Here is a 17,617-nt window from a genome sequence, read left to right as displayed (position 1 = left end):
ATGCCCCAACAGCCATAAACTAGTTAGCTGAACAGTTCATTGAAATCATATTCTTCAACCAAGTTTATTTGAGACAAGCGCTGCATTGGATTGTCAATCATTTGGCAGATGACATGCTTTAGCTGATCTAGTAACGTATCCATAGCATTCTCGCTGAATGCTTCCGTGTTGTAATGTGCCGTTAACGTCAGTTGGTCATGACGCGTAGACAAAAATAACATCATATCCAATTGATCATCTTGAACGAAGTGACTGCCTTCATATGTTTTGATAATCGTTTCATCCAGAAAACGACGTAACGGACATTCCGTAAAGGTAATTTCAGCTGATTCCGGCTGATTGTTCGATACGTGTTGTCCAATAAAAACAATGGAATACAAACTCTTCTTATCTCCTGTGACGGCTAGTTGATCCTCTACGACCAAATTGTACGGATACTCTTGATTCTCGTACGCACCATATGCGGTTTCTCTTGTTCTGTTCATCATTTCCAATACAGTCGGGTTGCCAGACAAGTCTGTACGCAAAGCGACCGGATTGATTAGCGGACCAATAATTCCTTCAAGGTCAGTCTGCGTACGACCAGATAATGTAGATCCGACAGTAATGATGGTTTGATCCGTGAGGAGTGACAGCCAAATGTTGATAGCCGCAAGCAAGCTCGTATAGACGGTACCACCAGCCATTCGAGTCAATTCTAAAAGTGATTGTCCCGTCACTTGCTCAATGGGAAGCGATGCTACATTTGAAATTCGATTGCCATGAGTGAACGAATGTGTCTCTCGCGGAATGAAAGGTGCCTCTACATTTTGTTGCAGCTGTTTTAACCAATAATCCCGTTGTCGGTTCAATTCTCCATTTTGCAATCGTGTTTGCTGCCACAAGGTGTAATCCATATAATCCAATGGTTTGGAAAACTCCTTTTGCACACCACTTTTTACTTGTTGATAAATGTACGCGAGATCATTGATAAACACATCTAACGACCAGCCATCAAATCCAATATGATGAGCGCTCAAGATGAGGAAATGCTTCGTTGATGTAACACGATACAAAGTCATCCGGAAGAAAGACTCTCGCGAAAAATCAAATGGCTTGTACAGAGCAGATTGCAAATCCATTTTGATGCGCTGCTCGCCTTCCGTCACAGATAAGGAAGACAAATCTACAAACGCATTCTCAACCTCAAGGTCGTTATGCACTTTTTGATACAATTGCCCTTCGGTTTCTATAATCGTCGTGCGCATGATTCTGTGACGTTCAAACATGAGGCCCATAGACCTGTGCATAGAATGACTGTCAACGGGACCAGCTACTTCAAAGAGGTAAACCCCTCCTACTGCTTCTTGGTCACTGAATTTTGCATGGAACCATTGTCTTCTTTGCCCGTGCGATACTTCGAACAAGGAGACATCTGTCTGAGTTTCCACGCGCGATACTTCATGGATGCGGGTATTCGTTTCACTGCCTCGCTTGATCTCGGATATACGAGCGGCAATCGCTTCAATGGTTGGAAACTCAAATATTGTGCGCAATGGTATGTCCATCCCAAAAACGGTTCGCATGCGGGAGATGACTTGCGTAGCCAATAAGGAATGTCCACCTCTATCAAAGAATGAGTCCTTGATCGAAATCTGATCCACCTGCAATATATCGCACCAGATGGAGTGTATAAGTTCCTCAGGTATCGTGCGCGGCTCAATGATCGAGAAATCGCTTGGTCTCACATCTGGTAATTCCAGTTTATTTCGGTCAATTTTTCCACTCGTAGTTTTAGGAATGCTGTCCAACTTCATGAAATAAGTTGGAATCATATAAGCAGGCAAATGCTCCTTCAGGAATCCCCGCCATTCGTTTACATCCCCGTCCCCTACGATATAAGCAGCCAATTCGGTAGCTGACCTGTCGTTTTTAACAGAAATAACGGCGACTTCACGAACAGACGGATGCCTACTTAATGTGGATTCAATTTCACCCAACTCCACCCGCATGCCCCTAATCTTGATTTGATTATCTTGTCTGCCTACGAATTTAATGTTGCCCGAAGGTAGGAAGCACCCCTTGTCTCCAGTTCGATATATTCTTTCTCCTGGTACAAACGGATTCTCCATAAATACTTCTTGGGTTTTCTCGCTATTATGCAGATAGCCTCTGGCCAATCCACGGCCACCAATATAAAGGTCGCCAATGACGCCAATTGGGACAGCCTTCATATTTTGGTCAAGAACATAGACCCTGTTGTTATCAATCGGCTTGCCTACACTCACACAATCCTTTTCCAACACGTCCATTGGCGAGCATGTGTAAAGGGTGGAGTCGATCGATACTTCTGTGGCCCCCCACGTATTATGGAGTTTGGCATTTAGCTTTTTAAAGAACTTGCCTACTGTTTCGGGTAATAGCGCCTCACCACTGGAGATGACATTTTTTAATTTGTGCAAGTTGGATGCATCCTCTGGAGTAAGGGCGTCCACAAACATATTGAGCATGCTCGGTACAAATTGAATGCACGCTACCTGATAGTGAATAGCAGCCTGGATAATCGCCTCAGGGTCCCGATGCAGCCATGGTTCCAAGAGTGATATCCGTCCCCCTACAGACAATGGCCAAAAAAACTCAACAGCTGCATCATCAAATGTTAATGTGGTTTTTTGCAGAACAGACTCACCCTGCTCCAAGCCATGTTGTCGCTGCATCCATAACATGCGATTTACCCAACCATAATGGTGGTTTTCAACGCCTTTCGGATTTCCCGTCGATCCTGACGTGTAATAAATCGAAACCAAATCTGTCGGTTTTACGGTTTGCTCCGGCAATCTCTCCGGCATGCTTGCTATTTTTTCTTTTTCCGCTTGGGAATCTATACATCTAACATGAGTGGCTTGTCCAAACAGGTTCATGAACTCCAGCTCAGATATACAAATATTGGTTTTGGAGCTTTCCAACAGTTTCGTCATCCTCGCTTGCGGCATTTCAGTATCCAAGGGGAGAAATGCTCCGCCAGCCTTTACGATGCCGAGAATCGAGATGACAAGCTCAATGGAGCGATTCATACATATCCCGACAGGCGTATTGGGTCCAACCCCCAGCATAATCAGATAGTGCGCCAACTGGTTAGAACGTCTATCCAGTTCTTCATAGGTCATTTTTTCACTGCCATATTCAGCTGCTATGAGTTCCGGTGTCTTTTTTGCTTGTTCGATAAACAAATCATGCAGGCATGTATTCTCCGGAATGGCGACTGCTGTATCATTCCACTCCACGAGGATTTTGTGACGTTCTTTCTCGCTCAACAATTCTAGCAAGGCTATCGGCACGTCCGGTGCGTTCACCAGCTCTTGCAACCAATTCGCGAAGTGGTCTGTCATTTTTTCAATGGTGGATGGATCAAATAGATCCGTGTTATAGATCATGTTCATCTCGAGACCGTCCTCAGACTCACCCATGGATAACTGAAGATCAAATTTCGCCACATTGATCTGGACCGGCATTTTTTCTAATTGCCCACTGGACGTGCGATAGACATCCGCTTTCATTTCTGCCCATGTGAATACCGTCTGAAATACCGGGGAGTAGCTAGTATTGCGTTCCAGTTGCAGCATTTCTACGATTTTTTCAAACGGGACATCCTGGTACTCCTGTGCCTGTAGAGCTTTTTCTTTTACTTGGGCAAGCAATTGCTTGAACGTTGGATTGTCTTGGAGGTTCGCCCGGTAGACGAGCGTATTGACGAAAAAGCCAATCAATCCTTCGATTTCCTTTACATTTCGGTTCGCTATGGGGCTGCCCACCAAAATATCAGTCTGTCCGGTATATCTGGATAAAAAGCCTTGATAAGCGGCCATCAGAGTCATGAATAAGGTCGTATTCTCCTGCCGACTGAGTGCTTTCAGCTTCTCAAGCAGTTCAGTTGCCAGCACCATCTTATGCATACTTCCGGCATAGGTTTGAATGCTTGGTCTTGGTCGATCGATTGGTAATTGCAAGACAGGAAGCTCTCCGGACAACTCCGCTTTCCAATAGTCGAGTTGTTGGCCCATCACTTCATCCGTCAGCCATTCGCGCTGCCATACGGCGAAATCAGCGTATTGAATTGGCAATTCTGCCAGCTCCGCACGTACCCCACTCTCTGCTTCCTCGTACAAGGCCAGCCATTCTTCCAATAAGATATCCTCTGACCAGCCATCCGTAATGACGTGATGCATCGTGCACAGCAAAAGGAACTCATCCTCTTCCGCGACGATTAGCTTGGCTTGAATCAAAGGTCCCCGCTGTAGATCAAATCTTCTGTCTGCTTCCTGCATGATAGTATCGTGGATTTGCTCTTCTTTTTCGGCGGTAGATCGATCACGTAGATCAATCACCGGCAACATTCGATACACATGGGGTTCAATGACCTGGTAAGGCTGACCCCCTTCATTCGAAAACATGGTGCGCAAGATGTCATGGCGTTGCAGAAGCGCATTCCATCCAGTTTCCAGCGCCTGCACATTCCACTGCCCTGTTAAGCGCCACATGTGTGGAACGTTGTACGCCGTACTCTCCGGTTCTAATTGATGTAAAAACCATAGACGCTGCTGGGCATGCGATAACGGCAGCTTTTCTAGATGCGAGGCTTTCGTAATAGCTGGTGTCTGTTCTCTTTTTCCATCCCGGCCCAGCTCCATGATCTTGGCGTCTAGGCTTGCGATCGTCGGGCATTCAAACAGGATGCGCAATGGGATAGACAGATGGAAAGCTTCCTGCAAGCGGGAAATGACCTGCGTCGCAAGCAACGAGTGACCACCCAAATCGAAAAAGGAATCGTGGATACTCAATCGTTCCGTTTCTGTTTTTAAAACTTCACGCCAAATCGATGCGATCCGATTCTCTGTATCCGTACGTGGCGCGACAAATTCATCCTTCATCGTGCGCATTTCTGGTAGCGGCAATGCTTGACGGTCCACCTTCCCGTTAGCTGTCAGTGGGAAAACGTCCATTTTCACAAAATAGGAAGGGACCATGAAAGACGGCAATTGTTCACTCGCATACCGTCTCCATTCATCGACATCCCCGTCTCCCGCGATATAAGCAATCAGACGTTTATCATCCGCTCCATATTCATGTACAAGGACGACGGCATCTCTTACGCTCTCATACTGGTTGAGGACAGCTACAATCTCACCAATCTCGATCCGGTTCCCTCTTATTTTTACCTGATTATCTTTTCGCCCGATAAATTCGATTCCTCGCCCCGGTACATATTTCACCAGATCGCCCGTCCTGTATAATCTCACTTCAGGGTCTGAATGAAATGGATGCGGAATAAATTTCTCTTGGTTCATCTCCGGTCGATTCCAGTATCCGAAAGCTAGTCCCTTGCCTCCCACATACAATTCCCCAACGAGACCGTCAGGAACTACCTTTAACATTTCGCTTAAGATATACACCTCTGTATCATCGATCGGTCGACCGATTGGAACGGAGTGCTGGATAGCGCTCTTATTTTTTATAGGATAATAGCAAGTAAATGTCGTGTTTTCAGTCGGGCCATACCCGTTAATCACCAATGTATCTGGTAATATATCCAAGGCACGTTGCGCATGCTTGGCGGACACGATGTCGCCGCCAGCCAGTAATTGACGCACCCCTTTTAAATCTTCGATCCGGTAATCGATCATTTGATGAAAAACACCTGCGGTTAGCCATAGCGTGCTGATTTTTTCGTCACGCAACACCTGTCCCAACTCTTCAAGTGACAGACCGTGAAATGGATAAATCACCAATTTCGCGCCATTTAGCAAGCTCCCCCATATTTCGAAGGTCGCCGCATCAAATGAGATCGACGCGAGTTGCAGCATGGTTTCATCCGGTGTGAGTGATACATAAGAGACTTGCTTCGTAAGTCGGATCACCCCTCGATGAGGGATGAGTACCCCTTTGGGATTTCCTGTGGAACCGGATGTATACATCAAATAGGCAAGGCTCTCCGAATTCGTATTCTCGCCTACATTCGCATCTGATTCCTGGTTGATCTCGCTAGCGTCCAGATCGGGACAAACGATTTTCAATCCGTCCGGCAGTCTGGACACCAAGCTTTCTTGTGTTAGTACAATCGAAATGCTTGCATCTTGCAGCATATAAAACAATCGTTGCTCTGGGTAGGCAGGGTCAAGCGGAACATAGGCACCGCCTGCCTTTAAAATAGCGACCATACTGATGATCATTTCAAACGAGCGATCCATGCACAAGCCAACTCGGCTCTCTGCTCCTACTCCGCACTTTCTTAAATAATGCGCCAATTGATTTGCTCTGCTATTAAGCTCTCTATAGGACAGGCTAGTGCCTTTGTATACTAATGCAGTGGCGTCAGGATGAAGCTCCACTTGTTCTTCAAATAATGAGGAGATGGAATCTTGCATGGAGACTGTAGCCCCATCATTTTTTCCAAAGCCACTGCTAGTGTGATTCCATTCGAGTAAGAGTTTGTGACGGTCTTCCTCGGTTAACAATTCCAACAAGGCAATCGGCATATCCGGTGCGTTTACAAGTTCTTGTAACCAATGCGCGAAGCGGTCTGTCATTTTTTCAATCGTGGATGGATCAAATAAATCCGTGTTGTAGATCATGTTCATCACCAGGCCGTCTTCGGACTCACCCATGGATAACTGAAGATCAAATTTTGCCACATTGATCTGAACTGGCATTTTCTCTAATTGTCCACTGGACGTGCGATAGACATCCGCTTCCATTTCAGCCCATGTGAACACCGTCTGAAATACCGGGGAGTAGCTTGTATTGCGTTCCACTTGCAGCATCTCGACGATTTTTTCAAACGGAACATCTTGGTACTCCTGTGCCTGTAGAGCTTTTTCTTTTACTTGGGCAAGTAATTGCTTGAACGTAGGATTGTCTTGGAGGTTCGCCCGGTAGACAAGCGTATTGACGAAAAAGCCAATCAACCCCTCGATTTCCTTTACATTACGGTTCGCTATGGGGCTACCCACTAAAATATCGTTTTGTCCGGTATATCTGGATAAAAAGCCTTGGTAAGCAGCCATCAGAGTCATAAATAAGGTGGTATTCTCTTGCCGGCTGAACGCTTTCAGCTTCTCAAGCAGTTCAGTTGCCAGTACAATCTTATGCATACTTCCGGCATAGGTTTGAATGCTTGGTCTTGGTCGATCGATCGGCAATTGCAAGACAGGAAGCTCTCCGGACAACTCCGCTTTCCAATAATCGAGTTGTTGGCCCATCACCTCATCCGTCAGCCATTCGCGCTGCCATACCGAGAAATCAGCGTATTGAATAGGCAATTCTGGCAGCTCCGCACGAGTTCCGCTTTCTACTTCCTCATAAAAGGACAGCCATTCTTCCAATAAGATATCTTCAGACCAGCCATCCGTAATGACATGATGCATCGTGCACAGCAAAAGAAACTGGTCATCTTCAACGACGATTAATTTGACTTGAATCAAAGGTCCTTGCTGTAGATCAAACCTTTTGTCTGCTTCCTGTTCGATATAGTCGTGGATTTGCTCTTCTTTTTCAGTAGCAGGTCGATCACGTAGATCGATCACTGGTAACGTTTGATACGCATAGGGTTCAATGACCTGGAAAGGTTGACCCCCTTCATTCGAAAACACAGTGCGCAAGATGTCATGGCGTTGAAGGATTGCATTCCAGCCCGTTTCCAGTGCACGCACATTCCACTGCCCTGTTAAACGCCACATGTGAGGAACGTTATAGGCCGTACTCTCCGGTTCCAGTTGATGTAAAAACCATAGACGCTGCTGGGCATGCGATAACGGCAGCTTGTCTCGATGAGAAACTCTCGTAATAGCTGGTGTCCGTTCTCTTTTGCCATCCCGGCCAAGCTCCATAATTTTGGCATCTAGGCTTGCGATCGTCGGGCATTCAAACAGGATGCGCAACGGGATAGACAGATGAAAGGCATCCTGCAAGCGGGATATGACCTGCGTCGCAAGCAGCGAGTGTCCGCCCAAATCGAAGAAAGAGTCATGGATACTAAGACGCTCCACCTTTAAAATTTCATGCCAAATCTCTGCGATCCTATTCTCTGTATCCGTACGTGGTGCGACAAATTCATCCTTCATCGTGCTCATTTCTGGCAACGGCAATGCTTGACGGTCTACCTTCCCATTAGCTGTGAGCGGGAAAGCGTCCATTTTCACAAAATAGGAAGGGATCATGAAAGGTGGCAATTGTTCACTCGCATACCGTTTCCATTCATCGATATCCCCATCTCCCGCGATATAAGCAATCAGACGTTTATCATCGGATCCATATTCATGTACAAGAACGACGGCTTCCCTAACATTCTCATACTGATTGAGAACAGCTACGATCTCACCGAGCTCGATCCGGTTCCCTCTTATTTTCACTTGATTATCTTTTCGACCGATAAATTCGATTCCTCGCCCCGGCACAAATTTCACCAAATCGCCTGTTCTGTACAATCTCGCTTCAGGGTCTGTCAGAAAGGGATGCGGAATAAATTTCTCTTGATTCAACTCCGGTCGATTCCAGTATCCGAAAGCGAGTCCCTTTCCCCCCACATATAATTCACCCACAAGACCAACAGGAACGAGCTTTTGCTTATCATTTAGGATAAAGACCTCGGTATCATTGATGGGTCGACCGATCGGAACGGAATGTTGAATCTCGCTCTTCTGCTTTATGTGATAAAAGCAAGTAAATGTCGTATTTTCTGTCGGGCCATACCCATTAATCACCAGTGTATCTGGTAACATGTCTAAGGCTCGTTGGGCATGCTTGGCGGACACGATGTCGCCGCCCGTCAACAATTGACGCACTCCTCTTAAATCTTCGATCCGGTAATCGATCATTTGATGAAAGACGCCTGCGGTTAGCCATAACGTGCTGATTTTTTCGTCACGCAACACCTGTCCCAACTCTTCAAGAGACAGACCGTGAAATGGATAAATCACCAATTTCGCGCCATTTAGCAAGCTCCCCCATATTTCGAAGGTCGCCGCATCAAATGAGATCGACGCTAGTTGCAGCATGGTTTCTTCCGGTGTGAGCGATACATAAGAGGCATGCTTCGTAAGTCGAATCACCCCTCGTTGAGGGATGAGTACCCCTTTGGGATTTCCTGTCGAACCGGACGTATACATCAAATAGGCAAGGCTTTCCGAAGTCGTACTCTCGCCTACATTCGCATCTGATTCTTTGTTGATCTTGCTAGCGTCCAGATCGGGACAAACGATTTTCAATCCATCTGGCAGTCTGGGCACCAAGCTTTCTTGTGTCAGCACAATCGAAATGCTTGCATCTTGCAGCATATAAAGCAACCGTTGCTCAGGGTAGGCAGGGTCAAGCGGGACATAAGCCCCGCCTGCCTTTAAAATAGCGACCATACTGATGATCATTTCAAACGATCGATCCATGTACAAGCCAACTCGGCTCTCTGCTCCAACCCCGCACGATTTTAAATAATGTGCCAATCGATTCGCTCTGCTGTTAAGCTCCTTGTAGGTAAGGCTTGCATCTTTGTATACCAATGCAATGGCATCAGGATGAAGTTCCACTTGTTCTTCAAATAATGCGGTAATGGAATCTTGCATACAGCACCTCCTAATGATTACTCCACATTTCCAGCAGTTGTTTTTCTTCCTCTTCTGAAATCAATCGCAAGCCTTCTATTGACTCCTCAGGATATGCCATCACTTGCTCGAGCCAATTCACAAAATGTCCGATCATTCGTTCTATGCTGGACGGATTAAATAGGTCTGTATTGTAGCCAAATGAAATCGTCAACGAGTGCTCTGAATTGACTTCTATTGAAATTGACAAATCAAATTTGGCAACCTTGATGGTACTTTTCACTGGTTTAATTTTTCGATTTGGCCATTGCTTTACGTTTCTCAGGTGGTTCTGCATCGTAAAAATCGTTTGGAAGACAGGGGAGTAACTGGCATTTCGCTCTGGCTGAAGAGCCTCTACTATTTTTTCAAAGGGCACATCCTGATTTTCTTGCCCGCGCAACGTTTTTTCTTTGACTTGGGCCACCAATTGCCTGAAGCTTGGATTGTCATCGACGTTCACTCTGTAAACCAGCGTGTTTACAAAGCACCCGATTAACCCTTCCATTTCTTTTCGAGTGCGATTCGCAACCGGGCTTCCTACTAAAATGTCTGTTTGTCCGGTATAGCGAGAGAGAAAGCCCTGATAGGCAGCCAGTAATGTCATGAACAGGGAAGCACCCTCTTGCTTGCTGAAAGCTTTTAGCTTTTCTAATAATGCAGGTGCCAAATCGATATGCTGCATGTCCCCTACATACGTTTGAATGGCTGGTCGTGGACGATCGAATGGCAACTGAAGCACCGTAAGATCGTCCGCAAGTTCATTTTCCCAATACGCCACTTGCTCTTTCATCGTCTCATCCGATAGCCATTGTCTTTGCCATACAGCAAAGTCCCCATATTGAATGGATAACGGTGGCAGATCGGCAGGCGTTCCGCTGACTGCTTCTTCATAAAACGCCATCCACTCGTCCAACAAGATATCCTCTGACCAGCCATCGAAAACAATATGATGTACGGTACAAAGAAGAACATACTCCGATTCATCCTGCTTAATCAGCTCGGCTTCAATCAACGGTCCTTGACTCAAGTCGAATACGCGATCAGCACTCCGTTGAATAGAATGCTGGACCTGCTTTTCTCTTTCATCCGCGGAGAGACTGCTTACATCCATGACAGGCAATGCTCTTGGTTGATGCGGCTTAACGAGCTGTACAGGGACGCCATTTTGTTTTGCGAATACGGTACGAAGCATTTCGTGACGTTCAACCAATTGGTTAAATCCTGTTTCTAATCCTGCAAGATCCCACGAACCGCTTAAGCGCCATACATAAGGGATGTTATAGACGTTGCTTCCGGGCTCCAGTTGGTCAAAAAACCACAACCGGTGCTGCGCAAAAGATAACGGGATCGGTTCCGTTCTATCCACTTGCAGGAGCGCAGGCAAGTGAACCATTTTCTCTCCTTGTCGCAATTCGGTTAGCCGCTTAGCCAAGCCCTCAATGGTCGGGCAATCAAAGATCGCTCGGAGAGGTAGATGTTGACCAAACACTTCTCGTATGCGCGATACAACCTGTGTTGCCAACAGGGAATGTCCGCCCAATTCAAAGAACGAATCAAATACCCCAATTTGGTTTACTCTTAAAATTTCACTCCATATGAGTGCGAGCAATTCTTCCGTTGAGTTTCGCGGCGCTGTGTAGTGATGGCTTACAATGTGGATCTCAGGCAGTGGCAATGCTTTACGATCTAATTTCCCACTCGATGTGAGCGGCATTTCCCCCACCCGTACAAAATAAGAAGGAATCATATAAGGCGGTAACTGTTTCTGCAAATGACTTTTTAGTGTCTCGACCTCTGATGCCCCACTGTAATAAGCAATTAATCGTTTATCCCCCGGCTCATATTCATGGGCAATGATTGCAACTTCTCCTGCCCCTTGCTGCTTCCTCATAACCGCTTCGATTTCACCTAATTCAATCCGATAACCGCGAATTTTCACTTGATTATCCATACGCCCGATGTACTCAATATTGCCGTCTGGCATCCACCGCGCGTAGTCACCTGTCTTGTATAGCCTTTCAGATCGATTGCCAAAAGGATTCGGGACAAAACGTTCAGCTGTTAACTCTGGCTTTCCAATATACCCTCGTGCAAGACCTATACCCCCAATAACCAATTCTCCCGTCACGCCTACTGGTTGCAGGTCCCCTTCCCTATTGAGGATGTAAGCTTGAATATTATCCATAGGCTTACCAATAGGGATTACCTTGCTATCGGCCTGGCAATCATAGTAGGTCACTTCGATTGTCGTTTCCGTAGGACCATACAGATTGATGAGAGTCGTATGATTCCGTTGCCCGATTAATTGATGAAAACGTTGAACCTGTTCCGTACTCAAAGCTTCCCCGGTCGTATAAACTCGCTGTAAAGTTTTGATTTCCTCTGCGCAATCCACGTTTTCCAAATGGTCCAAAAAGATACTGAGCATAGATGGAACAAAATGAATATAAGTTACTTGGTGCTGGGCAACCGTTTTGATAATAAGCTCCGGGTCTTTTTCTGCATGGGGTGCGAGGAAACATAGTTTGCTGCCAGTGAAAAACCATAGGACTAACTCCGTTACGGAAACATCAAAACAATAGGGAGTTTTTTGCATAATGGTGTCATGCTCGTTCATGGGATAGCGATGGACCATCCAGTTCATCCGATTGACAACCGAGCCATGTTCGATCATGACTCCTTTTGGTGCTCCCGTCGAACCTGAGGTATAGATGACGTACGCCAAATTTTTCGAATGGGCAATGGACTTGAGATTATCGCATTCCACATCCTGATCTGGCCTATTCTCTTCCAATAACAGAACGGGTCCATTGAAATCGATCGCTGTCTTGAATTTCTCTTGCATAACGACGACCTTCGTATCGCTATCCCGGAGAATATAGGACAGTCTTTCTTTCGGAGCTACTGTGTCCATCGGCATGTACGCTCCACCCGCTTTTAGAATGGCAAGAATACCAATCATCATGTCGGAAGAACGCTCACTCATTAACCCTACTAATGTATCCGGCTTCACTCCCAGATTTCGCAATTTGCTTGCCAGGAAGTTTGCCCTGTTGTTTATTTGCCTGTAAGTCCATTGTTCGTTGCCGAATACAACCGCCATTCGCTCTGGTGTCCGGGCAGCTTGCTCCTCGAATATTTGATGGAGCGTTTTCTGATCCTCAAACGCAGCAGCCGTGTCATTCCACTCTTGGAGGATTTGGTTCTGCTCAGAAGCGGTCAGCATAGGCATGGAATGCAACGTCCGGTCACTGTGCGCAAGAACGCTTTTCAGCAATTTAATATAATGCGCAAACATGCGGCGCATAGTAGATTCGTCATACAAATCCGTATTGTATTCCCAGTCAAGGCTTATACTTCCGTATTCATCCTTTGTTAAAAGGGAAGAAGCGAGCTCCTCGTGATTCGTCACTACGACGTTGATATCAAATTTGGCCGATCCGTTGCTAATGCCTTCGGTGAGTTGAATATTCAGATTGGATACAGGTAGATGAGTGACTTTTGCATCCTGGAAACTAAACATGACTTGGAATAGAGGGTTGCGGCTTTGATCACGCTTCAGCTTTAAGGCATCGACTACTTGATCAAAAGGAATCTCTTGATTCTCGTATGCTTCCAAAGCTGACATCTTCACGTCTTGCAATACATCCCGGAACGTCATATTGTCGGTAAATTGCTGACGGATCACAATATTGTTAACAAACATCCCGATCAATTCTTCCGTGTCTTTCCAGCGCCGATTCGCGATACCCGAACCTACTATAATGTCTTCTTGATTGGAATAACGATGGAGCAAGGTTTGAAACGCAGCCATCATGACCATGAATAAGGTCGTGTTTGTTTTCATGCAGTAATCACGCAGTTGAAGATACAGTTCTTCCGGTATTAATTGGGTGAACATATTCCCGTTAAAGGTTTGATTTACTGGTCGTGGCCTGTCAGTGGGCAGTTCCAGAACCCCATTGGCCCCTTGCAGTAGATTCCTCCAGTACGTTAACTGCTTGTTTTCCTTGCCGCGCTTAAACAACTCATTTTGCCACACGCAATAGTCTGCGAATTGAATCGGCAACTCAGCCAATGGAGATGGTTTATTTTCAAGATAGGCACTGTACAGCGTAAACAGCTCTTTTAAAAATTTGCGGAACGACCATCCATCATGAATCAGATGATGCTCCACAAACAAAATGACGGAATCCAACTCAGAAATCTTGTAAACAATCCAGCGCGCCAATGGCAGCTGCGCGATATCAATCGGCTTTTTGATCTCCATTTGGATCAATCTATGGACTTCAGCAGCACGATCCCTCTCAGGTAAGTGCGAAACATCCATAACAGGCAATTCCACATCGAAAGGTTCATAGATCACCTGATACGGTTGTCCATTTTTCTCATGAAATACGGTTCGGAATATTTCATGTCTGCGCACAATCTCCGTAAAACATTTATTGAGAATGGGGAGCTCCAGCATCCCACGCACTTTCATTGTGGCTTGAAAAATATAAGCCAAATTATTAGCGCTTAACTGTTCTAAAAACCACACTCTTTCTTGCGAATAAGAAAGCGGCAATTCTCGATCTCGTGATACCCTCTTTATGGCAGGTAATGTATCCACTGCATTTACCTCATCTGCGGCAGTTACGATCGGCACGATGCTCCGAATCGTCGGATGTGTAAACAGAGCAGATAACGGAATCTCTTTCTTGAAAAGAGCACGGATTCTGGCAATAACCTGAGTCCCCAACAGCGAATGTCCGCCTAATTCAAAGAAATTATCCTCGACTCCAATCTCATCGTATCCGAACAAATCCTTCCAAATGTCCAAGAGCTTCGTTTCCCATTCTGTTTCCGGTTTTACATATTCCGTCGAAACATGCGGGCGACTATTGCCTACCTCTGGCAGTGACTTACGATCAATTTTTCCGCTGGGCGTAAGCGGGAAAACATCCATTTTCACAAAATAGGCCGGAACCATGAACTCTGGAAGCTGAGCCTTTAGATAATCACGCCATTCTGTTACCGTTCCAGACCCTATCACATAAGCGATCAGCTTGTTATTTTCATAGGCGTCTTTTTTCGCGACAATGATTGCTTGCTCAACAGTCGAATGATTGCCTAAAGTGACTTCAATTTCCTCCAGCTCAATTCTGTACCCTCTCACTTTTACCTGGTTGTCATTCCGCCCGATATACTCCAAGTTTCCGTCGGCCAAGTACCGAACCAAATCTCCCGTTCGATACAAATGCGAGTCTGATCCCGCACAATACGGGTTGGAAATAAAGCGTTCCTTTGTCAATTCAGGACGGTTCAAGTAACCTCTTGCTACGCCTGATCCGCCGACATAGAGTTCTCCAGCAACTCCGACAGGTTGAATTTGCAAATGCTCGTTCAACACGTATAACTGTGTATTGGCATTCGGTTTCCCAATGGGTATTTGCGTGTGTGTTTCACCTGGGTGGCATTTGAAGCTGGCAACCTCGACTGTCGTCTCTGTCGGCCCATAAGTGTTGTATAAGGTTGTACCATGAGGAATGGTCAAAAGATCGATACTTTTCGTAACAACAGGAGGCGGAAGCACTTCCCCCCCAACCGTGATGTATTTCAAGGAGGATAATGCAGCAGGAGAACCATGATTTTCCATATAATCCAATACGGCTTTCAGCATAGACGGCACAAACTCAAGATGGGTAATTTGATGCGTCTCGACTGCTTTCACAAGTAAGGCGGGGTCTTTCTCATCGCTGTTCGGGAGGATGTACAAGCTAGCACCTTTCAACATCCACCAAAAGAGTTCCCAAACAGAAGCATCAAAGGAAACAGACGTTTTTTGCAAAAGCCTGTCCATCTGTAATAGCGGACTGCGACTCTCCAGCGTTTGAAGAAAATTCATAACGGAATGATGCTCAATCATTACGCCCTTCGGATTTCCTGTCGAACCGGAGGTATAGATGACATAAGCAAGATTGTGGCCGTTTACTTCCATTGCAGGGGGCTCCGTGCTTTCATTCGACAAAATTTCGCAATAATCCGACAATTTTACCATTTTTATTCCGTCAGGCACTTTCGTCGCGGATACTTCATCCGCAATCACTACTTGTAAAGCTGCATCTTCCAAAATATAGTGGAGTCTTTGAACGGGATAAGCAGGATCGATCGGTACATAAGCGCCTCCTGCTTTCAACACACCCAATATGCTCACGATCATTTCAATGGAACGCTCTTGGCATATTCCCACCAGCACTTCACTCTTTACCCCAATCTTTCGGAGGTAATTCGCTAATTGATTTGAGCGGAGATCCAATTCCCTATAGGTCATCTTCTCTTGTTTAAAAACGAGCGCAATGGCATCGGGATTCCGATTGGCTTGGGAATCAAAGGCAGTCAAGATTGTGTCAGGAACATTCGTGGGTTCATCCTTCCTGCACCACTCGTCTACCAGTTCTCTCTCTTGGTTTTTGGTTATCAGTCTCAATAAATCGATAGGAGTCTCGACATCAGTGACTACTTGTTCGATCCAGTTACAAAAATTCTCGATCATTCGTCGTATCGTTTGTTGTGTAAACAGGAAGGAATTATATGTAAATGTTATGCGCATTCCCTCAGCCTCTTCGACATCAACACGCAGCTCTACATTTTCTATTTGGGAATCGACAAAAAGTCTGTTATTCTCATCCCCGGCTTTTCCCACTCTTAAAAAGGTATGAAATAATTTCATAGTTTCGGAGCTATTGGCAAGCTTCTCCTCAATCCCATTCTCTTTGACATCGTTCAACAGCTGCTTAAAATTTGTCGTTCCAGCTACAATCACTCGACTTGCAAAAAAGGCAGAACTATCACCCGCTATCGCACCAATCCGAATGTCGTTTTGCCCCGTATATCTGTAAAGATAGCTATGGTATGCAGCCAAGAATAGCGTAAACATGTTGGTCTCTTCTTGTATGCAAAGTAAACTCGCTTTCTCCCCTACCTTTTTTGACAGATCAATCGATTGCGTCTCTTCCGCATAGTGAGCATTCTTATGTCTGGGGACATCAAACGGAAGCTGCAGTAATGGAGCCTCTCCTGCCAATTCTGAAAGCCAATGATTCACTTGATCTTCCATGGTCATGGTTATCCTCCCTTTTTGAGCTTGATAATGAAGGGGGAACCCTCTAAAATTATGAAGTTCCTCTCCCGCTCTGCTTGATCAGACTTTTAAAATGGATATTGGTCGGTAAGCCTTCCCCTCCTTTACAAAGTAGGCGTTGACTCATCGAATCGTCCACGATAAAGACTGGACACCCGATTGGTTAAGGTGAAGCAATTAAGCAGCGTCAAAAAAGGCCAGAATAGTTGACCAAACAAACATGTTTTTTCCAAATTTCATAGTGCATGTTCAAAGCGGCTACAAACGAGATGTGAAAGGGAAGGTAAATGAATCGAATTGCTATGAATTCGCGTCAAAAGTGGAGTAGTGTTTTGAATACAGTTGAGTATGAAACACCTATGAAGGACAACCTTGCAATTGAAGGTAAATTGTTCTTTCGAATCGTGGAAAGGCAGCTTCAGATTCTATTAGGTAGAGGGGAATTTTTAGAACAATTACCTATTAAAAGCATAAAATGTAATAGTTTGCCATTTAATGGCATTATATCATATCTGAATTTTATGTCAAATATTAGCATAGACATTGGTTTATCATAAAACAAAAATAGACATGTTTACCTTCTCGGGTTGGCTGGTGTAGAAATTGATCGATACCTGAGAAGGTTGAACATGTCTATTTTCTTTGTAGAAATTTGCTTACTCGATACGTAAAATCATTAGCTTTGAAAAAGGGTATACCCGCCTACTCCTATCGAGACTACAAATAAAATACCGAAGTACCACTTCGTAAATCGAAGACTGAACCACGAGCCTTCCCACCATAAGATCCCCAAAAAAATAGCGCCAACCATGATGCTAGTTGCAAAAGCAATGAGTGCATTTTCCATATTTCTTCACCTTTTAAACAGAATGGAAAAGAGGCT

General features: G+C 45.3%; 2 protein-coding genes. Both read right to left on the bottom strand.

Annotation, left to right across the window (positions count from 1 at the left end; translation table 11 throughout):
- Window positions 1-23 precede the first annotated feature (23 nt).
- Entirely contained in the window at window positions 24-9,590 is a 9,567-nt protein-coding gene (locus PMI05_RS27075; protein WP_007728840.1) for a non-ribosomal peptide synthetase, read from the bottom strand.
- Window positions 9,591-9,600: 10 nt separating this feature from the next.
- Window positions 9,601-16,716, bottom strand: coding sequence for an amino acid adenylation domain-containing protein (locus PMI05_RS27070; protein WP_007728836.1), 7,116 nt, complete (start codon window positions 16,714-16,716; stop codon window positions 9,601-9,603).
- Window positions 16,717-17,617: the final 901 nt, after the last annotated feature.

This window comes from Brevibacillus sp. BC25, from assembly GCF_000282075.1.
Classification (GTDB): Bacteria; Bacillota; Bacilli; order Brevibacillales; family Brevibacillaceae; genus Brevibacillus.
This window is presented reverse-complemented; position numbering and strand designations above follow the sequence as displayed.

Coding starts and splice junctions, on each gene's coding strand:
- PMI05_RS27070 (WP_007728836.1), bottom strand. CDS start 16,716: ATGACCATGGAAGATCAAGTGAATCATTGGCTTTCAGAATTGGCAGGA.
- PMI05_RS27075 (WP_007728840.1), bottom strand. CDS start 9,590: ATGCAAGATTCCATTACCGCATTATTTGAAGAACAAGTGGAACTTCAT.